Here is a 25,373-nt window from a genome sequence, read left to right as displayed (position 1 = left end):
ATCGGAGCTGGCCGGACGGCGATATCGACATCGCCGCCACGCGGGGGACCGGCTCTCACACCACCCGCTTCCCCGTTCTCTCCGCCACCGATTTCTGCACGAAATACATCGCGACCAGCGTGATAACATTGGTCATGACGACGACGTATCCGATCCGCTCGAAATGGAGCAGAGAGCCGTCGGGTTGCTGCGAGATGATCGCGGCCGCGAGCACCGAGCCGAGGCCGCCGGAGAGCTGTTGCAGCGAGGCGCTGACCGCGCTGAACGAGCCGCGCTGGCTCTGGTCGGGGATCGCCGACATCAGCGCCTGCGACGGGATCATGCGCGAGAAGATACCGACGAACAGCAGCACGTTGACGGCGATCGCGGTCACCAGCGAGACATGGCCGAGATGGGTGTAGATCAGGACCATCAGGACGGTCATCACGCAGCCGAACACGAAGGTCGGGTATTTGCCGAAGGCGTCGCTGGCGCGGCCGACCATCGGGCCCGTGACGATGCTGAACAGGCCGGAAACCAGATAGATCGTCGGCAGATGCACGATGTCGATGCCGACATTGTTCACGGTGAAGGCGCTGGAGAACGGCATCAGCATGTAGCCGCCGGTCGCCAGCAATGTCGTGACCGAGAAAGCCAGCGTGTAGCGCGGCTCGAAGATGGTGGCGACCAGATGGTGGAACGGATTTCGGTCCTGCTTCAGCTTCAGATGCGCGTCGACCGGCTCCATGGCGAAGGCGATGATGGCGATCGCCAGGATCGACAGGCCGACGATGGCAAAGAAGCAGACATGCCAGCTCCAGTGGTTGGCGAGAAACAGCCCCGCCGGCACGCCAAGCACCTGGCTCGCCGCAAAGGCGGTCTGGACGAAACCCATCACACGGCCGCGCAAATGCAGCGCGAACAGATCGGTGACGATGGCGAGCACGATCGAGCCGATCACGCCGCCGAACAAGCCGGTCACGATGCGGCCGAGCAGCAGCACGTGGTAATTTTGCGCGAATGCGCAGAGCGCGGTGCCGAGCGTGAAGCCGACATAGAAGAACAGCAGCAGGCGCTTGCGGTCGAAGCGATCGGCAAAGCCGGCGGCCAGGATGCCCGACAATCCTGCGCTGAACGCGTAGGCCGACACCGCGACGCCGAATTGCCCGGCCGTGATGTCGAGCGAGGGCATCATGATGGCGCCGAGCGGCGACATGATGATGAAGTCGAGGATGATGGTGAACTGCGCGAACGCGAGCAGCGCCACAAGAAGCGACTGGTAGCGCGTAAAGCCGCGCTGGCGTTCCTGCTGATCGTCGATCGGCGCGGCGAGCGTCTGGTCTGTCATGGCACCTGAGGCTGTGGTGGGAAGCTGGGCTCAGATGGGGTGCCCGCCGCCGATTACCACCGGCACGCGCCTCATGTTCCGCTGGTATATTCCGCGCGCTCCGGATTGTGGGATCCGTGCAACAGCCGGCGACGGGCTTCCCCGCCGGCCGAATTAAGCCGCTTTTAGCCAATGCCGCCTAGGCTCGCGGCCGTCCTTTTCCCGCTTCCTCCCCCAGTCCCTGGGCCGGCCGTGTCGCGGCAAGTCAGAGCGTTTTCGGATGGAGCAGCCAGCCTGGCAGTACGATCGAAGTGAGGCCGCGCCGGATTCTGTCCCGCCGCCGGCTCGCACGCTCGTGATCGATCTCGAAGGCGCCCTGCTGCGCTCGGACTTGCTGATGGAGGCGCTGTTCTCGGCCCCTGCCCGCATGCTGGCGCGCTTCGGCGCGCGCGAACGTCCGGGCGTGGCTGTTCTCGCGGAGGTTCTGTCACGCGCGAAGCTCGACCACGCCCATCTGCCCTATGACGCCGATGTGCTGAACCGGGCGCTGGCGGCGCGGGCGCGGGGGGCGAAGATTTATCTGGTCGCGGGCCGCTTCCCCGATCAGGCCGCCGGCATTTCGGCGCATCTCGGCTTCGACGGGGTCGTGACCCCTGCTGATCTTGCCGCCGGCGACAATCTGCCGTTCGACCGCGCTGCGGTCGAGCGCATCGACCACGTCGATCGTGATCGCGCCAGTCTTCGCACCTGGGCGAAAGCGCTGCGCCTCTATCAATACGCCAAGAACACGCTGGTGTTCGTGCCCGTTCTCACCGCGCATCAGGTGAACATCGCGACACTCGGCGCCACCTTGCTGGCATTCCTGGCGTTCTCGGCCTGTGCGTCGGGCGCCTATCTGATGAACGATCTGCTCGATCTCGCCGCCGATCGCCAGCATCCGACCAAGCGCCACCGCGCGCTGGCCGCGGGGACGTTGCCGATCTCGTCGGCGCTGGCGGCGATCCCGGTGCTGTGGCTGTTCGCCTTCGGGGCCAGTCTTTGCATCTCCTCGACGTTCCTCGGCGTGCTCGTCGCCTATCTCCTCACCACCATCGCCTATTCGCTGGTGCTCAAGCGCAAGATGCTGGTCGACGTCGTCACGCTCGCCGGCCTCTATTGCCTGCGCATCGTCGCCGGCGCGGTCGCGGCCGGCGTCATGCTGTCGGAATGGCTGATGGTGTTCTCGCTGTTCGTGTTCACCTCGCTCGCGTTGATCAAGCGCTTCAGCGAGCTCAGCCTGCGCCAGGGCGAAGGCCTCGCCGCTCCCTCCAACCGCGACTACCGCATCAGCGACCTCCACATCATCGCCGCGATGGCGGCGGCGAGCGCCATGAATGCCGTGACGGTGTTTGCGCTCTACGTCTCGTCCACGGCGGTGACGCCGCTCTACAGCCGCCCATGGCTGCTGTGGCTGCTCGCGCCGCTGCTGCTCTACTGGTTCGGCCGGGCCCTGATGATCGCGCATCGCCGCGAGATGCCCGACGACCCCATCATCTACGCCTTCCGCGACGGCGCCAGCCGCACCACGGTTGCGGCGATGGTCTGCATCATGCTTGCGGCGATCTGAGCCATCGCTGCTTGCGCAGGTCCCCCCCAGGGGCTAAATCGCGGACCATCCGAAGAGCTTACGATACCGACGCGACCGATTCGACTGAGGGTTTGAAACGCCATGACCGTACGCCTGCATCGCGGCGACCTGCCTGACCTCTCCCGCTACACCGGCGCGGTGGCGATCGACACCGAAACCATGGGGTTGAACCCGCACCGCGACCGGCTCTGCGTGGTCCAGCTTTCGCCCGGCGACGGCAGCGCCGACGTGGTGCAGATCCCCAAGGGTCACATCGATGCGCCGAACCTGAAGGCGCTGCTGGCCAACCCCGGCATCACGAAAATCTTCCATTTCGCCCGCTTCGATGTCGCTGTGCTGTACCAGAGCTTCGGTGTCATGACCGGGCCGATCTACTGCACCAAGATCGCCTCCCGCCTGACTCGCACCTATACCGATCGCCACGGCCTCAAGGACCTCGTGCGCGAGGTGCTCAATGTCGACCTCTCCAAGCAGCAGCAATCCAGCGATTGGGGGTCCGACAGCCTGACCGAGCCGCAGCTCGCTTACGCCGCCTCCGACGTGCTGCACCTGCATGCCCTGCGTGAGCGGCTCGATGCGATGCTGGTCCGGGAGGGCCGCACCCAGCTGGCCAAGGCCTGTTTCGACTTCCTGCCGACCCGCGCCCTGCTCGACCTGCAGGGCTGGGAGGAAGAGGACATTTTCGCGCATTCCTGAGCCGTTGACGCGGAGCATGACCCGGGCCGCCGCCCCGTTTCGGACACTTTCCTGCGGCCAGTCGCAGGCTGCATATTCCTGAGGTCGCGGGTACAATGGGGCGCCCGCGATTGGAGCCATCTGACCAGGCAAGCGATGCCCCCGGAGCAGCGGTGAACTCGGCCCAGTTTCCCATCTACGACGCCGCGCTCGCGGCGAAGTTTGCCCAGGCGGCGCGCCACAGCCGCCTGGTGCGGATTCTGCGCATCGCGGTGCCGGCGACGGTGGTTCTGGCCATGGCCTCGATCGTCGCGGTCTCGACCTTCCTCAACCCCTTCACCATGATCCCCGTGAAGGTCGATTCCGGAAACATGGTGGTGACCGGGACCAAGATCACGATGGAAACGCCGCACCTTTCCGGTTTCACCCCGGATCAGCGGCCCTACGAGCTCTGGGCCAAAACCGCCACGCAGGACATCACCGACCCCGACCATGTCGACCTCAACGCCCTGCGCGCCAAGGTGCTGATGGAAGATCAATCGACGGTGTTCCTCGATGCCCGCACCGGCCGCTTCGACAACAAGCAGCAGCAGCTCGATCTGCACAAGGACATCTTCCTGCGCACCTCCACCGGTTATGAGGCGCGGCTGAACTCGGCCTTTGTAGACATGAACAAGGGCACGGTTTCCTCGGATGAGCATGTCGACGTCAAATTGACCAACGGCACGCTGACCGCGGACAGGCTGCGGATCACCGGAGGCGGTGAGGTCGTTCGTTTCGAAGGCAATGTCGTGATGCATCTGGACAAGATCAGCACGGATGAGCCCGCTCCCGCGCCGGTCGAGCCGCCCCCGCCACCAGCGGCGAAATCCCGGAGCAAGTCCGGCAACGCAAGATGATTTTGATGACTCATTTTTCTTCGCGTCACGACACCAGGCGTCACGCCATCGTCGCGGCGATGGCGCTTGCCGGCGCCGCGCTGATCACGGCGGGTGCTGCCGTCGCGCAAAGCACGATGCAAGGCGTGCCCAATGCGATGCAGGGCTTTTCGCAGAATCGCGATCAGCCGATCCAGATCGAGGCCGCCTCGCTCGAGATGCGCGACAAGAAGAAGGAAGCCACCTTCTCGGGCAATGTGAAGGTCGTGCAGGGCGACACCACCATGACCTCGAAGACGCTGGTCGTGTTCTACGAATCCTCTGGCGACAAGCAGGCCCCGCCGCAGACGGCTCCAACCGCGGCGCCGGCCAAGGGTCAGAAGAGCGCGCCGCCGATGCAGGCGGCGGCGCCGGGCCCCGGCGGCGCCTCGTCGATCAAGCGGCTGGAAGCGCGCGGCAATGTCGTCGTCACCCAGAAGGACCAGGTGGTGACCGGCGAGACCGCCGTGTTCGACACCAAGACCAACCTCATCACCATGCTGGGTGGGTCCGGGGGCCAGGTGGTTCTGACCCAATGCCAGAACGTGTTGCGCGGCGACCGCCTCATGGTCGACATGACCACCGGCGTTTCGCGGGTGGAATCCGACAGCGGCAAGGTGCAGGGCCTGTTCATCCAGTCCCAGGGCGGCGGGAACGGCAAATGCGGAACGCCCGTGGCTCCGGGCGCGGGTTCGCCTCTGCAACTGCCCGGTGGAAGTAAACAGAAGTGAATTCAATCACTTGTCGCTGATGCTGATGATCCGAGGTTGAAGCGTGCCCGGTGAGGCTGTATCTAGCGCGCAGGGCTTTCGAAGCGGGGTCGGCCGCTTTTCGGGCGTGTTTCACTGGGCATGAGACATCCCTTCACTCACGCTGCGTCGGCGAATCGAATTGCTGGCGTGGCAGATTGCGTGAATGTCGCGCAGAATCCGTAGAAGGCTGGAAGGCGGGGATGGTCGATCTGTTCAGCATGTTCCGTCGTCGCCCCGCCAAGCGCGGCCCGCGGGGATTCGCCCGTCGGGACATCACGGCGCTCGGGGACAGCATCGGCGGGCTGGTGGCGAGTCCTGTCAGGGATGCGCCGCCGCTTGCCCGTGACCAGCCCATTCAGGCCTCGGACCCCTATGGCCTCGAGGCTCCGCCGCGGCCGCGGCCAGCGGTTGCTCAACCGCCTAAGGCCAGCAGGCCCGCCGCCCAGTCCAACGGCACGGGCGGACCGCAGCTGTTGCGGCGGCCGGGCTTCCTGGCTGTGCATAGCGTGGAAAAGAGTTTCGGCAGCCGCCAGGTCGTGCGCGGCGTCAGCATTTATGTCCGGCGCGGCGAAGCGGTCGGCCTGCTCGGCCCGAACGGCGCCGGCAAGACCACCGTGTTCTACATGATCACAGGCCTGATCAAGGCCGATCGCGGCGCGATCGAGCTCGACGGCCACGACGTCACCAAGCTGCCGATGTATCAGCGCGCGCGCCTCGGCATCGGCTACCTGCCGCAGGAAGCCTCGATCTTTCGCGGCCTCACCGTCGAGCAGAACATCCGTGCCGTGCTCGAAGTGGTCGAGCCCTCGCGCAAGCAACGCGAGCAGCAGCTCGACGCGCTGCTCGACGAATTCAACATCACGCGCCTGCGGAAATCGCCGTCGATCGCATTGTCCGGCGGTGAGCGTCGCCGCGTCGAGATCGCGCGCGCGCTGGCCACGCGTCCGAACTACATGCTGCTCGACGAGCCCTTCGCCGGCATCGATCCGATCGCGGTCGGCGACATTCAGGACCTCGTCCGCCACCTCACCAATCGCGGCATCGGCGTGCTGATCACCGACCACAATGTGCGCGAGACGCTCGGCCTCACCGATCGCGCCTATATCGTCTATGCCGGTGAGATTCTGACCGAGGGAAGCCCGGACGAGATCGTCGCGGATCCCGATGTTCGCCGGCTTTACCTTGGCGAGGAATTCCGCCTCTAGCCGTTTTTTCCGTCTCGTCAAGGCGTGTACATCGGGCCGGGACTAAGATAAGCAAGAATCGGACCAATTTTGGGAACGGTTCTTGTTAGATGGCGCTTTCGCAGAGATTAGAGTTCCGGCAATCGCAGTCGCTGGTCATGACGCCGCAGTTGATGCAGGCGATCAAGCTGCTGCAATTGTCCAATCTCGATCTCACGACCTTCGTGGAGGAGGAGCTCGAGCGTAATCCCCTGCTGGAGCGGGCCAATGACGAGGCTCCCGGCGGCGACGCCGCGGCCGAGGCCGCCCGGTTCAGCGACACCGATGGCGACGAATCAGGCAGCCAGGGAGACGGTCTCGGCGGCGACCACGGCTTCGGCGGTGGCGGCGACGCCTTCGAACCCGGCCAGGAAGAATGGATGAGCAAGGATCTCGGCACCCGCGCCGAGATCGAGCAGACCCTGGATACGGGCCTGGACAACGTGTTCTCCGAGGAGCCCGCCGAAGCGGCGGCACGCAACGCCCAGGACGTCGCGCCGACGACCTATACCGAGTGGGGCGGCGGCGCCTCGGGTGACGAGGACTACAATCTCGAGGCTTTCGTCGCGGCCGAGATGACGCTGTCCGACCACCTTGCCGAGCAGCTCTCGGTCGCCTTCACAGGCGCGGCGCAACGCATGATCGGGCAGTATCTGATCGACCTCGTCGACGAGGCCGGCTATCTGCCGCCCGATCTCGGCCAGGCCGCCGAGCGGCTTGGCGCAACGCAAGAGGACGTCGAGGGCGTCCTTGCCGTGCTGCAGAAATTCGATCCGCCCGGTGTCTGCGCGCGCAATTTGAGCGAATGCCTGGCGATCCAGCTCCGCGAGCTCGACCGCTACGATCCCGCGATGCAGGCCCTCGTCGAGCATCTCGATCTCCTCGCCAAGCGCGACATCGCCGCCTTGCGCAAGCTCTGCGGCGTCGACGACGAGGACATCGCCGACATGATCGGCGAGATCAGGCGCCTCAATCCCAAGCCCGGCATGAAGTTCGGCTCGGCGCGGCTTCAGACCGTGGTGCCCGACGTCTATGTCCGGCCGGGTCCTGACGGCGGCTGGCATGTCGAGCTCAACAGCGACACCCTGCCGCGCGTGCTGGTGAACCAGACCTACTATTCCGAGCTGTCGAAGAAGATCGGCAAGGACGGCGACAAGTCGTATTTCACCGACGCGCTGCAGAACGCGACCTGGCTGGTGCGCGCGCTCGACCAGCGCGCCCGCACCATCCTGAAAGTCGCGACCGAGATCGTGCGCCAGCAGGACGGCTTCTTCACCCACGGTGTCGCGCATCTGCGGCCGCTGAATCTGAAAGCCGTCGCCGACGCCATCCAGATGCATGAATCCACGGTGTCGCGCGTCACCGCCAACAAATACATGGCGACAAATCGCGGCACATTCGAGTTGAAATATTTCTTCACGGCCTCGATCGCGTCCGCCGACGGCGGGGAGGCGCACTCGGCCGAGGCCGTGCGTCACCACATCAAGCAGCTGATCGATTCGGAAGAGCCGTCCGCGATCCTGTCGGATGATACCATCGTGGAACGATTGCGCGCCTCGGGCATTGATATTGCCCGCCGCACGGTCGCGAAGTACCGCGAAGCCATGCGCATTCCGTCCTCGGTGCAACGCCGTCGCGACAAGCAGAGCGCTCTTGGTAACGTCCTTTCCACCCCGATGTCCGATCGCTCTCGCAACACCGAACCGGCCTGATTGCGCTGGCACAGAATCGCGCTACTCTCATTCTCCCATCGCGACCGATCCAAGCACGCGCATGATCCGGAAAGGTGTACAGCGGTTTTCCCTGCCGACAAACGCCGTAGGCGTCTGCGGGGAGATCATGCGCAGGGGAACGACCCCAGCTCCGATGCCGCGTCATCGGAGCTGGCCGATTGAACCAAGCGAGGCATCACATGACTCTTCGGATCTCGGGCAAGAGCGTTAGCGTCGGCGAGGCCCTTCGCGGCCGCGTCACCGATCGGACGGAAGAGGTCCTGCGTAAATATTTCGACGGCAATTATTCCGGCCACATCACGCTCAGCAAGGACGGCTTCGGCTTCCGCACCGACTGTGCGCTGCATCTCGATTCCGGAATTACGCTGGAGGCCGATTCGAACGCGCAGGACGCCTATGCCAGTGCCGACCAGGCGCTGATCATGATCGAGAAGCGGCTCAAGCGCTACAAGAGCCGGCTCAAGGACCGCTCGGCCCGCAAGGCCCATGTCGCCTCCGCGGCGCTGGCCGCGCTGGATGCCACGGCTTACGTCCTGGAGGCGCCGGGCGAAGGCGACGACGAGGACGAAATCACCGGCTACAACCCCGTGATCATCGCCGAGGCCACGACATCGCTGAAGCGGCTCTCGGTCAGCGAGGCAGTCATGGAACTCGACCTCAGTGGGGCGCCCTGTCTGGTATTCCAGCATGGTTCCTCGGGCCGGGTGAACATCATTTATCGCCGGGCCGACGGCAATGTTGGCTGGATTGATCCGCCGGGTGACAAATCGGGCGGCTAGACCGGCGAAAGGGCACTCCCGTATCAACCACAGGCCTTAACAATGACGGGGGCAAAGCCGCACGCGGGAGTTGGCACCGGGATTGCGTTGGAGTAGAAGCGCCCCACATCAGGATCGGGGCTAAGTCCCCCTCCTGCTTCACCTTCTTGACGCCGGCCGGGCTCGGTTCAATCGAGGCGGCCAATTCGGAACCTGACGGTTTAACTCACCTCGGAAACCTTCCATGCCGATTACCGATCTGGTCGCACCCGAGGCGATTCTCCCGGCATTGAAGGTCAACAGCAAGAAGCAGGCGCTGCAAGAGCTCGCGGCCAAGGCTGCCGAGCTGACCGGACAAAACGAACGCTCGGTGTTCGAGGTGCTGCTCCAGCGCGAGAAGCTCGGCACCACCGCGGTCGGCTACGGCGTCGCCATTCCCCACGGCAAGCTGCCCAAGCTCGAGAAGATCTTCGGCCTGTTCGCCCGCCTCGATCGCCCGATCGATTTCGAGGCGATGGACGGCCAGCCGGTCGATCTCGTCTTCCTGCTGCTCGCCCCTGAAGGCGCCGGCGCCGATCATTTGAAGGCGCTGGCCCGCATCGCCCGCCTGCTGCGCGACCAGGACATCGCCAAGAAGCTCCGCGCCTCGCGCGACGCCCAGGCGATCTATTCGGTGCTGGCCCTGCCGCCGGCCAGCGCGGCCTGATCTCTCCCTTCTACATCGAACGTTAGCCCCGGCACCTGCGACTTATGTCACGGCGGGGCCGCGAAGCGGTCCGCGAGGCTTCTCCTCGTGCGGACCCGCATCCTGCGAACGGCATGGATTCGATGCGGAGATCTTGAGTCATGAGATGCGGTTCGACAGTGCGCGTCTTCGCTGTGCTTTGCACCGTCACGATGGTCGTGACGAGCATGGCCCGTGCCGACGAGGCGTCGAACGATCGCATCATCGCGGAAACATCCGCAATCATCGCGGCCGACCAGGGCAATGCCGCGGCTTATGAGAAGCGCGGCGAAGCCTATTTCGGCAAGCGCGACAGGGACCATGCCTTCGAGGATTGCAGTGCGGCGATCCGGCTGGATCCGAATTTCGCGCGGGCCTACCAGTGCCGCGGGCGCGCTTACTCCGTCAAAGGCGACCGCGATCGCGCGCTGGCCGATTTCAACGAGGCCATTCGCCTCGATCCGAGCTACGGACCGCCTTACACCTGGCGCGGTATCGAATATTACAACAGGCGCGAATTCGATCTGGCGATCACGCATCTCACCGAGGCGATCGAGCGCAATCCCGCGCAGGCGTATCTTGCCCTCATAAGCCGGGGCGAATCGTATGCCGCGAAGGACGATAACGACCATGCCGTCGCCGATTACGAGGAGGCGATGCGTCGTAACCCTGCTGCCGCCTGGCCCTACGAGCTGCGGAGCCTGATCCGTTTCAACAGGGGCGAGATCGACGCCAGTCTCGACGATTGCGATACCGCGGTTCGCCTGGAGCCCAACAGCGCCGGCGGCCACTATTGCCGGGCCACCGTCCTCCTCAAAAAGGGCGATACCGAGAACGCCATCAGGGAGCTTGATGACGTCATCAGGTTCAGCCCGACTTTCGAAAAGGCATATTTCGTCCGCGCCGCGGCCTGGCGCAAGAAGGGCGATGATCGTCGCGCCATCGCCGACATGGATCAAGGCATCCGGCTTCAGCCGGGAAATTCGATGGCCTGGCAAAACCGCGCAAGCACGTATCGCGATCTCGGAGACGACACCCGCGCGCTCGCCGACTATGCGGAGGCGCTGCGGCTGGATCCTGCAAACCGGATCGCCCTGGTCAATCGCGCCCTCCTCTATATGACGCTGTCCGACCGCAAACATGCGCGCGAGGATTTCAACAGCGTGCTCGCGCTGCCGCCGAACGACAAATGGGCCTACGACACCGCGCGCGAAGGGCTTGGGTTTCTGAAGTGATGCGGGAGTGGGCGCGAGCTCCCGCCTCGCACTCCGTCATTGCGGAGCGCAGGCGCGGCCTGCGCGCGTCAGCACACCGTCGGCAGCAGGCGCCGCACTTCGTCGAGCAGTTCGGGAATCGCCGTCTTGTCGGCCGCGAGATGCTTGAGCAGCGCACTCTGGAATAGACCGTCGAACAGCGCATAGAGGGCGGCGGGCGACGACACCGGTCGCTTGCCGCCGAGCTCGGCGTAGCGCGATGCGATGCGCCAGATCATCGACTCCAGGTTCTTGTCGATCTCGAGCACGTCCTTGCGAAACGCCGCCTCGAACATCGCCTGCGAACGCAAATCGTACCAAAGCCGGTGCATGCGGGCTTCGTTCTGCAGCGTGGCCGCAAGCTTGGCGAGGAAACCTTCCGTCAATTCGTCGCGGCTCGTCGCTGTTGCGACGACCTCGTCATATCGGGTCACGCACTTCGCCTTGTAGTGGCGGACGCAGCAGCAGATCAGGTCCAGCTTGTCGCTGAAATAATAGTGGAACACGCCGTGCGTGAACGCCGAGTTCTGCGCGATCTCGCGCAGGCTGGTGCGTGCGAAGCCGAGCTCTCCAAGCGTTTCGAGCGCGGCTTCGGCGAGCTCGATGCGCCGTGCGTTGAACTTCTCGTCGCGCAGCACCTCGGCCGCTTCAGCCACACGCCGGGCCGCGCCCGTCACCTGCCGCGCCATCTGGTTCCTTCCCCAGTCCCATTCTTTCAACGACTTATGCCGGCTCGACCGCCTGACAACTCCATCCCCTCACAACCATCTTCTTTGACGACTGTCAAATTCGTTCTTGACAAGTGTCAAGTTTCTGGCGGAGGTTCCGCTTCAAGAATTTGGACAGTCGTCAAGACGTCCGGTCATGGAGGAACGCTTCGCTGGGTGCGGCCGAAGGCCTGCGCTCATCGACCTGGCGCGCCTGTTGGCGCAGCCCGAATCGATCACCAGCAACGGAGGAGTGCGTCATGAGTGGGAAGAGTCTTGCAGGCAGGAAAGCCCTGGTCACCGGCGGTGCCCGAGGCATCGGCGCGGCGATCGCGCAGGCGTTGGCGCGCGCCGGCGCCGCGGTCATGATCGCCGATATCCTGGAGGATGCCGGCAGTGCGACCGCAAGCGCAATCGCGAAGGAAGCAGGCGTCACGACCGGATTCGCCCAGCTTGACGTCGCCGATGACGCCCAATGGGAGCGGGCGGTTGCCAAGACCGTCGCAACCCTCGGCGGCTACGACATCCTCATCAACAATGCCGGGATCGAGATCACCGCCCTCGTCAGCGAGGTCAAGGCCGAGGACGCACGCCGGATGTGCGACGTCAACATCGTCGGCACCGTACTCGGCATGAAGCACGCTTTCCGCGCGATGCGGCCGGGCGGACCGGCGGGCAAGGGCGGCGCGGTCGTTAACATCGCCTCTGTCGCCGCGACGATCGCCTTCCCGAGCATCGCGGTCTATTCCGCCACGAAGTCCGCGGTTGATCGCATGACGCGGGTCGGAGCGATGGAAGCCGGCAAGCTCGGTTACGGCGTGCGCGTCAACTGCATCTATCCCGGCTTGATACCGACCGACATGGGCCTGCAGCTGGCGAACGACATCGTCAAGATCGGTCTCGCCGCCGACGTCAACGCCGCGGTCGGCTCAGTGGTGGAGCAGACGCCTCTCGGCAAGCTCGCGGAGGTCGGCGACATCGCCGATGCCGCGGTGTTCCTGTGCTCGAACGAGGCGCGTTTCATCACCGGCATCGGACTGCCGGTCGATGGCGGCATGGGCATGTAGCAAACATCTTCACAACGAGAATTTCGGAGGAACACAATGAGTGCGAAGAAGCCCGTCATCGTCTATGGCGCTTCCGGCTACACCGGCCGTCTCGTCTGCGAATACTTGCGCGAGTACAACATCCCCTTCGTCGCCGCCGGCCGCAGCGCCGAGAAGCTCAACGCTGCAATGAAGGCGAATGTGGCCGGCATCGAGACCGCCGACTACGAGGTGGTGGAAGTGCCGCATACCGTAGGCGCGCTGACGGAATTGTTCAACGGCGCCTCGGTGGTGCTCAACACGGTCGGCCCCTTCGCCAGGTTCGGCGGCGAGGTGGTGCAAGCCTGCTGGGCTTCCCGATGCCACTACACCGACACGACAGGCGAGCAGGACTGGCTGATCACGCTCGAACAGGAGTGGGGCACGAAGTTCGCCAATGCCGGCCTGCTGCTGGCGCCCGGCATCGCGCAGATGTACACCACCGGCGAAATCGCAGCCCAGCTGTGCCTGGAGACGCCAGGCCTCGATACGCTCGATATCGCCGTGTTCTGGGGCGGCAGCCCGACCATCGCCTCGACGCAGACCATCCTGGTCAATGCGGCGATGGCCAAGGCCTACTACCTTGAGCAAAACAAATACGTCGAGCATCAGCCTGATGCCGGCCTCACCAACCTCGTCATCCCCGGCCAGCACGAACTGGCGCTGGCACTCCCCTGGGGCGGCACCTCGCACCCGGTGTGGTTCAAGCGTGATCCCCGCGTGGCCAACGTCAAGGTGTTGGGCGGCGTGTTCAACCGCGCGCTGATGCTGGGGGTGCCACAGATCGTCGCCGCCGCGCTGGAGGCGACCAAGGACATGAAACCCGACGATCGCTACGCCGCGCTGGCGCAGACCGCTGCGGGCGTCATGAACACCATGCCGCCGCGCGAGAACCCGCGCGTCAACAAGTCGTTGGATTCGGTGCATGCCTCCGGCCCGCTCGGCCGCGCGCACTGTGTCATCAACGGCAACAGCAACTACAAGCAAACCGGCATGCTGCAGGCCTATGCCGCCGCGCATCTGCTGCAGCAACCGCCGAGGCGCGTCGGCTTCGCCTCCGCCTGTCAGGCATTCGGCCACCACGAGTTGCTCGGGCAATTGCGCAGTTTCGGGCTGGTCGGCAAGCCTGTCCTGACTGTGCACGATTAGCCAAATCGCGGGTGGCGCGGTTCTCTGCGTCACCCGCTTCCGTCTGCAGGATTCGACCATGCGCTTCATCGACTACCTCGATAAAGGTGCCTCGCTGGGCCCCGACGCGCCGTGCCTCACCATGGACGGACGCGATCTCAGCTATCGCGACGTGCAACGCTTGAGCTACCGCGTCGCGCGCGGACTTGCAGCATCGGGCCTCGCGGCGGGCGAGAAGGTTGCGATCCTCGCTGGCAACGACCCGCTGGCCTTCGCCTGCGTGTTCGGCATTTCGCGCGCCGGTGCGGTCTGGTGCCCGATCAATCCGCGCAACGAGGCGGCCGAGAACAAATTCATACTCGATCAATTCGACTGCTCCGCACTGCTGTTTCATTCGAGCTTCGCTCCGATGGTCGAGGCGGTCCGGTCCGACCTGCCGAAGCTGCGCGTGCTCGTCTGCCTCGATGCCGAGCTGCCGTTTGCATCTTCCTGCGACACCTGGCTCCGCAACGTTTCGGACGACGACTACCAGCGGGCGCCGGTCGACGACCTCGCGATGATCCCGGGCACCGGCGGAACCACCGGCAAGCCCAAGGGCGTCATGCTGTCGGGCCGTAACATCGAGGCCATGACGGCCCTGACGCTGATCGGCTACCCCTTCAAGGGCCGCCCGGTCTACCTCGCATTGGCGCCGCTGACGCACGCCGCCGGCGTGCTGTGCTTCCCGATCATGACGCTCGGCGGCCGCATCGTGATCATGCATCACCCCGACATCGCCGAATTCCTCGCTCTGATCGAGCGCCATGGCGTCACCCACACCTTCCTGCCGCCGACCGTGATCTACATGCTGCTCGATCATCCCGGACTCGATTCCGCCAACCTCGAATCGCTGCAATGCTTCTGGTACGGCGCGGCGCCGATCTCGGCCACGCGGCTTGCGGAGGCGCTCCGACGCATCGGGCCGATGGCGCAGTTGTTCGGTCAGACCGAAGCCCCGATGATGATTTCGATGATGGCGCCCGACGAGCATTACAATCCAGACGGCACGATCGCGACGGACCGACTGTCGTCGGCCGGGCGGATCAGCCCGCTGGTGCAGGCCGGCATCATGGATGGCGAGGGCCATCTGCTGCCATCTGGCACACGCGGCGAGATCGTGGTGCGCGGGTCGCTGGTGATGGAGGGCTATTACAGGAACCCGCAAGCGACCGCCGAAGCATCTGCGCACGGATGGCACCATACCGGCGACGTCGGCTACATCGACGGTGACGGCTACCTCTACATCGTCGACCGCGCCAAGGACATGATCATCACCGGCGGGTTCAACGTCTATTCGATCGAGGTTGAAAACGCATTGCGCGCGCACGAGGCGGTGCAGGATTGCGCCGTGATCGGCCTGCCGGACGAGAAATGGGGCGAGCGGATCGTCGCGGTGGTGCAGCCCCGCGCCGGCCAGAGCGTCGATGCGACGGCACTGGCGGCCTTCGTCAAGCAGCAGATCGGCAGCGTCAAGACACCGAAGCAGATCGAGATCTGGGACGATCTGCCGCGCTCCAAGGTCGGCAAGGTGCTGAAGCCGGACATTCGTGCGCGGATGGCGGGTCGCGCGACCAGCTAATCCAAAAGCCGCTCCAGCACGTCGCGCAGCAGCCCTTGCAGAAGATCGAGCTTGTAGCCCGTCATCGGCAATGGCTTGGCCCCCGAGGTCGCCGCTGTCGCCGCTTCCGCGATCGATGCCGCATTGGCGATCTTGCCGTGAAGCGCGACTTCCGCGGCAGTGAGGCGAAGCGGCACGGGCGCAACACCACCGGCAGCGAGCCGTACGAGCCGGAAGCTGCCGTCGGCGATCACGACGCGGGCGCAGAGTTCCACCAGCGGCCATTCCGCAGAGGTCCGGCTGATCGCGCGCCTGTAGGAAGCGCGCTCGCCCTGAACCGGAGCCGGAAGCGCAATGCTCTTGATCATCTCGCCCGCTGCGAGTGCATGATCGGCGTGCGAGATCGAGCCATCGCCGAGCAGGCCTGCAATGGTCAATCCGCTGCGCCGGTCCGTCACGATGGTCGCATCATAGGCGAGCAGAGCCGCCGCCATGGTGGAGGGATGCGGCGCGACACAAGGCCCGAGATCGAAGGCGACGCCGTAGAGATGATTGCCAGACCGGGCAGGGCAGGTGCTGCCGCTTTTCTTCAAGCAATCGATGTCGGCCCGGCGGAAATACCAGCAGCGCGAACGCTGCGCGAGATTGCCGCCGAGCGTTGCAACCTGGCGCACCTGTGGCGTGGCGAGGCCTCGCGCGCTCGCCGCAATGCCGGGATAGCCGGCGGCGATGCGCGCGTCCGACGCGATCGTGGCGATGGTGGCAAGCGCGCCGATCTGGGCTGATCCGCCGGCGTCCCAGGTAATCGCCCTGGAGCCGCTGGCCGAGATATCGATCAGCATGCCCTGCGACACGCCGCTGCGGCGGCGTTCGCTGAAGTCGGTGCCTCCGGCGCGGAATTCAGGCGTGGGCTCGGCGCTCGTGACGGCGACACTCATGCTGCATCCCTCCCTTTCAGCGCGGCCAGCAGGCGATCGGGCCGGAACGGAATTTCGGTCAGTCTCACGCCGATCGCATCGCGGATGGCGTTGGCGATCGCGGGCGAGGTCGGCACGGTGGCGACTTCGCCGATGCCGACGCTGCCGCCCGGCACGTGCTCGAAACCGGCCTCGTCGAAATGCACCTCCAGTTTCGGCATGTCGCCGATGCCCGGAATGCGGTAATCCTCCATGCTGCCGCTCAGGATGTGGCCGCTCGAAGGATCGGTCTCCCGCGCCTCATAGAGTGCGTAGCCGATGCCCTGGATCACGGCGCCTGCGGCCTGGCTTCGCGCCAGCATGGGCGCGGCGAGCCTGCCGATCGCGAGGCCCGTATAGGCGTTGAGCACGCGCACATGGCCGAGCCAGGTATCGACCTCGACCTCCATTACCTGCACCGAGCTCGGCACGCCGGCGCCGACCACCATGTGGTTCATCAGGCGCAGCACCCAACCGAACACCCGGCCCAAGATGCCCGCCTCGTGCAGAGCGGGCCTGACGCCGGGCGGCGGCTTGCCGTCCTCCTGGCGTCTCGCCGACACGGCGATGTCAGGAGACGCCGCGATCATCTCGCGCCACGGCGCGTTCGAGCCCGGAGCAGGTGTGCGCGACGCGGTGCGCTTGATTTCCGCTTTCAGCCTGTCGATCGCGAGCAGGGTCGGCGGCAGCACCGAGGCGGTGACGCGGCTGCCGCCGGACCCCGGCCCTCGCGGCAGGTTCGAGCGGCCGATGCGAACGTCCACGTCCTGCGGCTCGAGATCGAACGCCTTCGCGACGGTGTTCGCGATCACGCTGCGCGTGCCCGTGCCGATATCCTGGACCGCGCAGCTTGCGACGATGCGGCCGCCCTTGACCGCGAGCTCGACCGAGGAGCCGGTCTGCCAGAGATAGAGCCAGTAGCCGGTGGCGACGCCGACGCCGCGCCGGTAGCGGCCTTCTTGCGAGCCGGCCGGCATGCGGTTCTTCCAGACCTCGAGGCCGGCGGCCCAGTCGTACAGTCGCTGGCGGTTTGGGTCGGTATCCCAACGCTTGCGCAACTGGATCGGATCGACCTTCATGCGCAGCGCCGCCTCGTCGACCGCCTGCTCCAGCGCAAACGACATCGGCGGACCGCCGGGGCCGCGGAACGGCGCGCCCGGCGGCAGGTTGCTGAGCACGTCGAAGTCGACGAGCTCTTTTGCCTGGGCTGGATAGATCAGCCGGGCCAGGCCGGCGATCATCGAGTTCACGGCGGCTCCGGTATCGGCATGGGCGGTGAGCGACAGCGCCTTGAGGCGGCCTTCCGCCGAAGGCAGCAAGGACAGCTTCAGCTCGGCGGCCGGACGATAGCCTGTAACGGAAAGCTCCTCTTCACGATCGAAGGCGACACGCACCGGCGCCTTCGCGGCGCGCGCGAGCTCGATCGCGGCGATGGTCTCCAGCCCAACGCTGCCCTTGGAGCCGAACCCGCCGCCGACATGATCGGCGATCACACGCACCTTGTCGTGCGGCAGGCCATAGCGCTTGGCGATCTTCTCCATGCTCTCGTGAATGGCCTGGGTCGAGATGTGCACGGTGAGTTGATCGCCATCGAACCTGGCCACGGCGGCATGGGGTTCGAGGCTGGCGTGCTGTTGCGTCGAGACGCGGAAGGTTTCCTCGACCAGCAGCGGATTGCGTTGCGCCCGCGCCTCGTCAAGCCAGTGCCTGGCCTGCCTGGCTTTCTGCGAGAACGGCGCCGAAGGCCCGCGGACATTGCCCTTCCACGACACCGGAGCGCCGCCGGCGCCCTCGGAGACGTTGCCGGCACGCTTGCGGTCCTGCTTTTCGAACACCACGGGCGCATCGTCGCCTCGCGCTGCATCGAGCCCGATCACCGCCGGTAATGGCTCGGGCCTGAAGGTGATCGCGGCGATTGCCTTCAGTGCGGTGCGGCGATCCCTGGCCGCGACGGCTGCGATCGGCGCGCCGACGAACCGGATCATGTTGTCATCGTCGAGCAGCGGAACGACCGCGGCAACGCCGGGAATAGTGCGCGCCGGCGCCAGATCGAGCCCGGTGATCCTCGCATGCGCGACGTGCGCGCGCAGGATGACGCCTTCGAGCTGGCCGTCATGGTGGATGTCGACGGTGTAGCGGGCCAGCCCCGTCACCTTGTCGCGGGCTTCGAGCCGAGGCGCGACCGGATCGTTGCCGTCGAAGCGGCCCGCGCATGCTTCGGCGACGGCGCGATAGATGCCTTCATAGGCGCCGCAACGGCAGAGATGTCCCGAGAGCGCGGCGGCGATTTCCTCGCGCGAGGGCGTCGCCGTGCCCTTGGTCGCGCGCCAGCTGTCGTGGAAGGCGGTGGCTTCGACGACAAAGCCCGGCGTGCAGAAGCCGCATTGCAGGGCGTCGTGCGCCATGAACGCCTTCTGCACCGGATGCAATCCGGTTGCTCCGACCCCCTCGATGGTCGTCAGCGATTTGCCGGCGGCCGCCTGCGCCGGCAACAGGCAGCTCACGACCGGCATGCCGTCGAGCAGCACGGTGCAGGCGCCGCAGACGCCGGAGCCGCAGACGAGCTTGGTGCCGGTGAGGCCGCCGTCGCGGATCACGTCGATCAACAGCGCCTCCGGATCGTCGGGCAGCACCAGGGGCGTTCCATTGACGGTCGTGGTGGTCATTTCCGAACTCCCGTTTTGCGTGGGGACTTCTTCGCAGGCAGCGCCATCGCGCCGGCGATCAGCATGCGCAGCATGGTCTCGAGCTGTTTCAGGAACGCGTCGACCGGCTGCATGGCAGGGAAAGCGGATTTGGTGCCGTGGATCGCCATCTCGACGCAGCGCGCGAGCTCGCGCACCGTGATGCCGCTTTCGAGCGCGAGCTTTCGCTTGCGGCACACCCGCGCGATCGTGGTTGCGATCTCGTCGGCGAAACGGCTGGCGTAGCTCTGGTAGAGGTCGCGCGCCTGCGCGAGGTGCTCGGAAAACAGCTCCTCGATGTGGGGCGAGTCCTTGAGGGAGGCGAGCAGCGACTGCATCCGCGCGCCGATCTCGGCGACCAGGATGTCGGCAAGCTCGAGGCCGGCTTCTTCCGCCGCCTTTGCTGCCGCGATTTCCGCAGCGAGTCCCTGCTCGTAGAGGCGCTCGAGCACGGCGCGAAACAGCGCCTCCTTGGAGGCGAAGTGATGATAGAGCGCCTGCCGCGTCAGTCCGGCTTCCTCCGCCGCCTGCTCGATCGAGGAACGGCGGAAACCGTGGCGCCGGAACACGCGCATGGCGGCGTCGAGGATACGGTCCTGGGGAGGGGTCCTGGGAGGAGCCTTGGCCTGCATTTTGTCAGATTTGACGAACGTGAATGAAATGTCAAATCACGGACCGATGACGGTCTCGTGCGCGCATGAGCCGAGGCCGCCCCGACTCGAAGCGGTGCTCCCCGCGTTCCGCTGGCCGGTTGCGTGCGGTCTCGGGATTGGGCGAGACGAGGACGAGATGGCTGGCATCGCCTTCGTCAGCCAAGGCGGGGCCCATCAGCAGAGGTGCGGAACATCATCTCTCAAATGAAGACGGGCACGCCTTCGGTGGAAGGCGTGCCCGCTTGAAACTCTCTTCGTGCGACGCTTGTAGCGCTCAGTGCACGCTGACGGCTTGCAGCTCGTTGCTCCAGGCGTTGGCGATGGCGGCTTCGCGGCTGTCGGTCAGCATGATCGGCGTGCCGTCGGCGGCATGGAGTGCGAACAGCTTGAGGCCGGGCGCGATCTTCGGGGCTTCGGGGAACAGGCCGGGCACATCCTCGGAGCGGATCTGCTTCACATAGGCGATGTGGCCTTCGCCGAGGTTCGCCAGCGTCTCGGGCGAGGCGTTCCTGGCTTCATATTCGAACACAACTTGACCTTCACTCATGGTCTCGACTCCTTCAGGAAATCTAAGCGGTCGAGTCCGCTACTCGTTCCATTATTCGTGCTCATTGATAGCGATTGTCTTAACGATCCTCTCCGGTTCAGGCCGGGCCAGGTCGACCGACAACAACCCGTTCTTCAGATCCGCACCCAGCACCAGCATCCCCTCCGCCAGCACGAAGGTGCGCTGGAAGTGGCGCGCGGCGATGCCGCGATGGATGTATTGCCGGGTCTTGTCGTCCTGCTGCCGCCCGCGAATCACGAGCTGGTTTTCCTCAATGGTTACATCGAGTTGGTCGCGGGTGAATCCGGCGACCGCCAGCGTGATGCGCAACCGCTCGGGCTGGCCGTCCGATCGTTCACACCTCTCGATATTGTAGGGAGGGTAACCGTCGGCGCCTTTGACGACGCGATCGAGCACGCGCTCGATTTCGTCGAAGCCCAGAAGGAACGGACTGGAAAGCGTTGGAACACGAGACATAGTTTACAAAGTCCTCTCGAAGCGACTTTGGTGTGTCGGGGCCCGCGGTGGCGCCCCTTGGTCAGCAATATGGGCATATCGCGGTGGGGGTTCAAGCAGCTAGCCCAGGGCGGTGGATTCACTTCTTGCGGGTCGCGTTGCGATGGTGAATTTTCCGGGCGATTTTTCCCAATGAAAACAGAGCCCGCTTTCCTGTGCATGGGGTTGTTTTCGCGGCCTGGGCTGCAGGACCTTTCGGAACCGGTCAGGCCTCGATCCGCTTCCGCCCGTCGCCGCTGAACAAATGCAGCTTGGAGCGGACTGCGGCGACGCGGATCTTCTGGCCGATGGCAGGCGCCTCGGTTCCGGGAATGCGGACGATGATGTCACCGGGCGGCAGTTCGCCCGGAGTGGCGGCGACGCGCTGCGCGTCCTGCGCGCGTGAGCCGTAAACGAAGGTCTCGGCGCCGACACGCTCGATCGCTTCCACCGCCAGCGGCAGCGCAACGCCGCCTGATGGTGTCTGGTCGGTGATGACGAAGTCTTCGGGACGGATGCCGAGAATGCCGGCGTCCCCCGCATTGCCGAGCTGCGACTTGATCTCGTCCGCTCGCGCCGACATCAGATTCATCGGCGGCGCGCCGATGAACGAGGCGACGAAGGTCGTGGCCGGCTTCTCGTAGATCGCGAGGGGATTGCCGACCTGCTCGACCTGGCCGCCATTCATCACGACGAGAACGTCGGCGAGCGTCATCGCCTCGAGCTGGTCATGGGTGACGTAGATCGACGTCGTGTTGAGCCGGCGCTGCAATTTGCGGATCTCGACGCGCATCGCGATGCGCAGCTTGGCGTCGAGGTTCGACAGCGGCTCGTCGAACAGGAACACTTTGGGCTGACGCACGATGGCGCGGCCCATGGCGACGCGCTGGCGCTGGCCGCCGGAGAGCTGGCGCGGCTTGCGCTCCAGCATCGGTGCGAGCTCGAGCACGCGCGCGGCTTCCTCGACGCGAGACTTGACCTCGGCCTCCTTCATGCCGCGGTTGCGCAGGCCGTAAGCCATGTTGTTGAACACGCTCATGTGCGGATAGAGCGCGTAGTTCTGGAACACCATCGCGATGTCGCGGTCGGCGGGCTCGACCTGGTTGACGATACGGCCACCGATGTCGATCTCGCCGCCGGTGATGGTCTCGAGCCCCGCGACCATGCGGAGCAGCGTCGACTTGCCGCAGCCGGAGGGACCGACCAGCACGCAGAACTGGCCGTCGCCGACCTCGACGTTGACGCCTTTGATCGCCTCGAAGCCGCCGGTGTAGGTCTTGCGGACGTTGCGCAGGGTGACGTTAGCCATGGGTTTTTCCAGCGAATAGCGAATGGGGAGTGGCGAACAGGGAAGTTGCGTATGCGAGAGCGCTCAAAGGGCTTTCCATTCGCCATTCGCTACTCACCACTCGCCTCCTCACTTTTCCGTCTCGACCAGACCGCGCACGAACAATTTCTGCATGGCGACGACGACGAACACCGGCGGCAGCATGGCCAGCACGGCGGTCGCCATCACGATCGGCCATTCGGTCAGCGCATCGGTGGTGGTGATCATCTTGCGAATGCCGACCTGGATGGTCTGCATGTCGTCGCGCGTGGTGATCAGCAGCGGCCAGAGATATTGGTTCCAGCCGAGGATGAAGAGGATCACGAACAGTGCCGCCATGTTGGTGCGCGACAGCGGCAGCAGCGTATCCCAGAAGAAGCGCAGCGGTCCGGCGCCGTCGATGCGCGAGGCCTCCAGCAATTCATCCGGCACGGTCATGAAGAACTGGCGAAATAGCAGCGTCGCCGTCGCCGACGCGATCAGCGGCAGCGCGAGGCCCGCATAGCTGTCGAGCATGTGCAGGTCCGCGACGATCTTGTAGGTCGGATAGATGCGCACCTCGACCGGCAGCATCAGCGTGATGAATATGATCCAGAAGATCGCCATCCGGAACGGGAAGCGGAAATAGACGATCGCATAGGCCGAGATGATCGAGATCGCGATCTTGCCGACCGCGATCAGGAGCGCCATGATCAGCGAGTTCAGCATCATGTTGGCCACGGGCTCGCGGGTCGAGCCGCTCGTGCCGACGAAGATGGTTTGGTAGTACACCTCGAAGAAATGGCCGCCGGGCAGCAGCGACATCTGCCCGTTGGCGATCAGCGCGTTGTCCTGGGTCGAGGCGACGATCGCGATGTACACGGGGAATGCGACGATCGCGATCCCGATCCAGAGGATGACGTGAGCGACGTAGCGTCGAAGGCCCTCCTGCTCGACCATCAGTAGGTCACCTTGCGTTCGACGAAGCGGAACTGGATTCCCGTGAGCACGATGACCAGGATCATCAGGATCACCGATTGGGCCGCCGAACTGCCGAGATTTCCGCCGAGCAGGCCGTCGGAGTAGACCTTGTAGACCAGCGTCACCGTCGACGTGCCGGGGCCGCCGCGGGTCATGGTGTCGATGATGCCGAAGGTGTCGAAGAAGGCGTAGACGATGTTGACGACGAGCAGGAAGAAGATGGTTGGCGACAGCAGCGGAAATGTCACGGTCCAGAACCGCCGCATCGGGCGCGCACCGTCGATTGCGGCGGCCTCGAACACGCTCTTCGGGATGGCCTGCAGCCCGGCGAGGAAGAACAGGAAATTATAGGAGATCTGCTTCCAGGCCGCGGCGACGATGATCAGCGCCGCAGCCTGATTGCCGTCGAGGAGCGGATTCCAGTCAATCCCGGCGGCGCGCAGATAACGCGAGATCACGCCGAGCGAGGGATGCAGCATGAAGATCCAGAGCACGCCGACGACCGGCGGCGCCACCGCGTAGGGCCAGATGAGCAGCGTGCGGTAGAGCATCACACCGCGCAGCGGCTTGTCCGCCATGACGGCGAGCAGCAGCGCAAAGGACAGCGACGACACCGCGATCGCGAACGAGAAGAAGAAGGTCCGGACGATGGACTCGAAATAGGCGGGGTCCTTGAACAGCTCGATGTAGTTATCGAACCAGACGAAGCTCGTTGATAGACCGAAGGCATCCTGCAGCAGGAAGGACTGGATTACCGCTTGCAGCGCCGGCCAATAGAAGAAAATCAGGACGACGGCGAGTTGCGGGGCAACCAGCACGTAGGGCAATAGCTTTGATTTGAAAATGGCTTGCTTTTGCATGATCTGAGCCGAGTGGCAGGCCGGCGTCCCGGCCCGCCACTCATCGCCTCACTTGACGGCGGTCTTTTCGAACTGGCGCAGCATCGTGTTGCCGCGCTCGACGGCGGCGTCCAGCGCCTGCTTGGCGGTCTTCTTGCCGGCGAGCGCCTGCTCGATCTCTTCCGCCCAGACATCGCGAAGCTGCGCCATGTTGCCGAGCCGCAGGCCGCGGGAGTTCTCGGTCGGCTCCTTGTTGGTCAGCTCGAGCAGCGGCGTCTCGAGATAGGGCTGGTCCTTGTAGAAACCTTCGGCCTTGGCCTTCTCATAGGCCGCCTTGGTGATCGGGAGATAGCCCGAGGCCTTGTGTATCCAGACCTGGCGATCGGTGTCCGACAGGAAGGTCAGGAATTTCGCCACGCCCTTGTATTCGTCGGCCGATTTGCCGCCCATGATCCAGAGCGAAGCGCCGCCGATGATCGAGTTCTGCGGTGCGTCCTTGACGTCGGGATAATAGGGCATCGGCGCGGCCGTGAAGTTGAACTTGGCCTGCGCCTTGATGTTGGCGAACAAGGACGAGGAGCTCAGGAAGATCGGGCACTCGCCGGAGGTGAAGCGGCCTTCGCCGGTGTTGGTGCGCCCGGCATAGTCATAGGTCTTGTCCTTCTGCAGCTCGATCAGTTTCTCCAGATGCCTGATCTGGACCGGCCCGTTGAACTTCAGCACGGTGTCGAAGCCGTCAAGGCCATTGGCCTTGCTGGCGAGCGGCACGTTGTGCCAGGCCGACAGCTGCTCGAGATTGACCCAGGTGACCCACGCGTTCGAGAACCCGCAGGTCGGATGGCCGTTGTCGTGCAGCTTCTTGGCCGCCTCGAAGGTTTCAGGCCAGGTCTTCGGGATCTCGACATTGGCCTTCTTGAGTTCGTCCAGGTTGACCCACATGACTGTCGACGACGAGTTGAAGGGGAATGACAGCATCTCGCCCTTCGAGGTCGAGTAGTAGCCGGTGATCGCCGGCAGGTAGATCTTGGGATCGAATTTCTCGCCGGCGTCGGCCATCAGCTTGTAGACCGGCTTCACTGCACCGGTCGCAGCCATCATGGTCGCGGTGCCGACTTCGAACACCTGCATGATGTGCGGGGCGTTGCCCGCGCGGAATGCCGCGATGCCGGCGTTCATCGTATCAGGGTAGCTGCCCTTGTACGTCGGGATGACCTTGTAGTCGCTCTGCGATGCATTGAAGTCGTTGGCGAGCTTGACGATGACGTCGTTGTTCGCGCCGGTCATGGCGTGCCACCACTGGATTTCAGTGACGGCAAGCGCCGGCGAGACGCCCATGCCAACCGTGACTGCAAATGCGGCAGCCGCTCCAAAATGTCGAAGAGCCATCTAGAAAACCTCCCTCAGGCGTCAAAAAGAAGCGCTTGCGC

General features: G+C 64.8%; 23 protein-coding genes. 12 read left to right on the top strand and 11 right to left on the bottom strand.

Going from position 1 to position 25,373, the window contains the following annotated elements; genetic code table 11:
- Positions 1 to 55 precede the first annotated feature (55 nt).
- The gene (locus ACVWZ4_RS11410) at positions 56 to 1,327 is read right to left on the bottom strand and encodes an MFS transporter (RefSeq protein WP_456740310.1); all 1,272 of its coding nucleotides are present in this window, start codon (positions 1,325 to 1,327) and stop codon (positions 56 to 58) included.
- A 259-nt stretch (positions 1,328 to 1,586) separates the two neighbouring features.
- Between ACVWZ4_RS11410 and ACVWZ4_RS11405 the strand changes: the two genes are divergently transcribed.
- The 9 genes from ACVWZ4_RS11405 to ACVWZ4_RS11365 all read left to right on the top strand — a co-directional run bounded on the left by ACVWZ4_RS11405 (position 1,587) and on the right by ACVWZ4_RS11365 (position 10,950).
- Positions 1,587 to 2,912 carry a UbiA family prenyltransferase gene (locus ACVWZ4_RS11405; RefSeq protein ID WP_456740309.1) on the top strand — a complete coding sequence of 442 codons (1,326 nt, stop codon included), beginning with the start codon at positions 1,587 to 1,589 and terminating at the stop codon, positions 2,910 to 2,912.
- Between the two features lie 102 nt (positions 2,913 to 3,014).
- Positions 3,015 to 3,629: a ribonuclease D gene (locus ACVWZ4_RS11400; RefSeq protein WP_456736778.1), complete on the top strand. Its 615-nt coding sequence runs from the start codon at positions 3,015 to 3,017 to the stop codon at positions 3,627 to 3,629.
- 152 nt (positions 3,630 to 3,781) lie between these two features.
- A complete protein-coding gene (lptC, locus tag ACVWZ4_RS11395; RefSeq protein WP_456700546.1) occupies positions 3,782 to 4,507 on the top strand; it encodes an LPS export ABC transporter periplasmic protein LptC in 726 nt (241 codons plus the stop codon).
- The gene (locus tag ACVWZ4_RS11390) at positions 4,504 to 5,256 is read left to right on the top strand and encodes an LptA/OstA family protein (protein WP_456740308.1); all 753 of its coding nucleotides are present in this window, start codon (positions 4,504 to 4,506) and stop codon (positions 5,254 to 5,256) included. Before lptC ends, ACVWZ4_RS11390 begins: the two co-directional genes overlap by 4 nt.
- A gap of 221 nt (positions 5,257 to 5,477) precedes the next feature.
- The gene (gene lptB / locus ACVWZ4_RS11385) at positions 5,478 to 6,482 is read left to right on the top strand and encodes an LPS export ABC transporter ATP-binding protein (RefSeq protein WP_456740307.1); all 1,005 of its coding nucleotides are present in this window, start codon (positions 5,478 to 5,480) and stop codon (positions 6,480 to 6,482) included.
- A gap of 89 nt (positions 6,483 to 6,571) precedes the next feature.
- Entirely contained in the window at positions 6,572 to 8,212 is a 1,641-nt protein-coding gene (gene rpoN, locus ACVWZ4_RS11380) for an RNA polymerase factor sigma-54 (RefSeq protein WP_456740306.1), read from the top strand.
- A gap of 200 nt (positions 8,213 to 8,412) precedes the next feature.
- The gene (gene hpf / locus ACVWZ4_RS11375) at positions 8,413 to 9,012 is read left to right on the top strand and encodes a ribosome hibernation-promoting factor, HPF/YfiA family (RefSeq protein ID WP_456736774.1); all 600 of its coding nucleotides are present in this window, start codon (positions 8,413 to 8,415) and stop codon (positions 9,010 to 9,012) included.
- Positions 9,013 to 9,235: 223 nt separating this feature from the next.
- Positions 9,236 to 9,697, top strand: a complete 462-nt coding sequence (gene ptsN, locus ACVWZ4_RS11370) for a PTS IIA-like nitrogen regulatory protein PtsN (RefSeq protein ID WP_027528272.1) — start codon at positions 9,236 to 9,238, stop codon at positions 9,695 to 9,697.
- A 206-nt stretch (positions 9,698 to 9,903) separates the two neighbouring features.
- Positions 9,904 to 10,950 (top strand): tetratricopeptide repeat protein, encoded by a 1,047-nt coding sequence (locus tag ACVWZ4_RS11365; protein ID WP_456790104.1) that lies wholly within the window; start codon positions 9,904 to 9,906, stop codon positions 10,948 to 10,950.
- A 68-nt stretch (positions 10,951 to 11,018) separates the two neighbouring features.
- Here the strand turns inward: ACVWZ4_RS11365 and ACVWZ4_RS11360 are convergent, their stop codons facing one another.
- Entirely contained in the window at positions 11,019 to 11,657 is a 639-nt protein-coding gene (locus ACVWZ4_RS11360; protein WP_456700552.1) for a TetR/AcrR family transcriptional regulator, read from the bottom strand.
- Between the two features lie 278 nt (positions 11,658 to 11,935).
- On the opposite strand from ACVWZ4_RS11360, the gene ACVWZ4_RS11355 reads away from it, so the two are divergent.
- The 3 genes from ACVWZ4_RS11355 to ACVWZ4_RS11345 are packed head-to-tail and all read left to right on the top strand — an operon-like array spanning position 11,936 to position 15,506.
- Positions 11,936 to 12,742, top strand: a complete 807-nt coding sequence (locus ACVWZ4_RS11355; RefSeq protein ID WP_456700553.1) for an SDR family NAD(P)-dependent oxidoreductase — start codon at positions 11,936 to 11,938, stop codon at positions 12,740 to 12,742.
- 36 nt (positions 12,743 to 12,778) lie between these two features.
- Positions 12,779 to 13,909, top strand: a complete 1,131-nt coding sequence (locus ACVWZ4_RS11350; RefSeq protein WP_456740304.1) for a DUF5938 domain-containing protein — start codon at positions 12,779 to 12,781, stop codon at positions 13,907 to 13,909.
- Between the two features lie 58 nt (positions 13,910 to 13,967).
- Positions 13,968 to 15,506, top strand: a complete 1,539-nt coding sequence (locus ACVWZ4_RS11345; RefSeq protein ID WP_456740303.1) for an AMP-binding protein — start codon at positions 13,968 to 13,970, stop codon at positions 15,504 to 15,506.
- Here the strand turns inward: ACVWZ4_RS11345 and ACVWZ4_RS11340 are convergent.
- The 9 genes from ACVWZ4_RS11340 to ugpB all read right to left on the bottom strand — a co-directional run bounded on the left by ACVWZ4_RS11340 (position 15,503) and on the right by ugpB (position 25,332).
- The gene (locus ACVWZ4_RS11340; protein ID WP_456740302.1) at positions 15,503 to 16,423 is read right to left on the bottom strand and encodes an FAD binding domain-containing protein; all 921 of its coding nucleotides are present in this window, start codon (positions 16,421 to 16,423) and stop codon (positions 15,503 to 15,505) included. The genes ACVWZ4_RS11345 and ACVWZ4_RS11340 overlap by 4 nt on opposite strands.
- Complete coding sequence (locus ACVWZ4_RS11335) at positions 16,420 to 19,107, bottom strand: molybdopterin-dependent oxidoreductase (RefSeq protein WP_456740301.1); 2,688 nt, start codon at positions 19,105 to 19,107, stop codon at positions 16,420 to 16,422. Before ACVWZ4_RS11335 ends, ACVWZ4_RS11340 begins: the two co-directional genes overlap by 4 nt.
- Positions 19,104 to 19,757, bottom strand: a complete 654-nt coding sequence (locus ACVWZ4_RS11330) for a TetR/AcrR family transcriptional regulator (protein WP_456700558.1) — start codon at positions 19,755 to 19,757, stop codon at positions 19,104 to 19,106. The genes ACVWZ4_RS11335 and ACVWZ4_RS11330 overlap by 4 nt, the downstream gene beginning before the upstream one ends.
- Positions 19,758 to 20,052: 295 nt before the next feature.
- Positions 20,053 to 20,325, bottom strand: a complete 273-nt coding sequence (locus tag ACVWZ4_RS11325) for a BQ00720 family protein (RefSeq protein WP_456700563.1) — start codon at positions 20,323 to 20,325, stop codon at positions 20,053 to 20,055.
- A 51-nt stretch (positions 20,326 to 20,376) separates the two neighbouring features.
- The gene (locus tag ACVWZ4_RS11320) at positions 20,377 to 20,802 is read right to left on the bottom strand and encodes an Hsp20 family protein (RefSeq protein ID WP_456700564.1); all 426 of its coding nucleotides are present in this window, start codon (positions 20,800 to 20,802) and stop codon (positions 20,377 to 20,379) included.
- Positions 20,803 to 21,046: 244 nt separating this feature from the next.
- Complete coding sequence (locus ACVWZ4_RS11315) at positions 21,047 to 22,129, bottom strand: sn-glycerol-3-phosphate import ATP-binding protein UgpC (RefSeq protein WP_456740300.1); 1,083 nt, start codon at positions 22,127 to 22,129, stop codon at positions 21,047 to 21,049.
- A gap of 108 nt (positions 22,130 to 22,237) precedes the next feature.
- Complete coding sequence (gene ugpE, locus ACVWZ4_RS11310; protein WP_456740299.1) at positions 22,238 to 23,086, bottom strand: sn-glycerol-3-phosphate ABC transporter permease UgpE; 849 nt, start codon at positions 23,084 to 23,086, stop codon at positions 22,238 to 22,240.
- A complete protein-coding gene (ugpA, locus tag ACVWZ4_RS11305) occupies positions 23,086 to 23,967 on the bottom strand; it encodes a sn-glycerol-3-phosphate ABC transporter permease UgpA (RefSeq protein ID WP_456740298.1) in 882 nt (293 codons plus the stop codon). The genes ugpE and ugpA overlap by 1 nt, the downstream gene beginning before the upstream one ends.
- A gap of 48 nt (positions 23,968 to 24,015) precedes the next feature.
- Positions 24,016 to 25,332 carry a sn-glycerol-3-phosphate ABC transporter substrate-binding protein UgpB gene (gene ugpB, locus ACVWZ4_RS11300; RefSeq protein ID WP_456700568.1) on the bottom strand — a complete coding sequence of 439 codons (1,317 nt, stop codon included), beginning with the start codon at positions 25,330 to 25,332 and terminating at the stop codon, positions 24,016 to 24,018.
- Positions 25,333 to 25,373 lie beyond the last annotated feature (41 nt).

Source organism: Bradyrhizobium sp. USDA 4472 (assembly GCF_054058595.1).
This window is presented reverse-complemented; position numbering and strand designations above follow the sequence as displayed.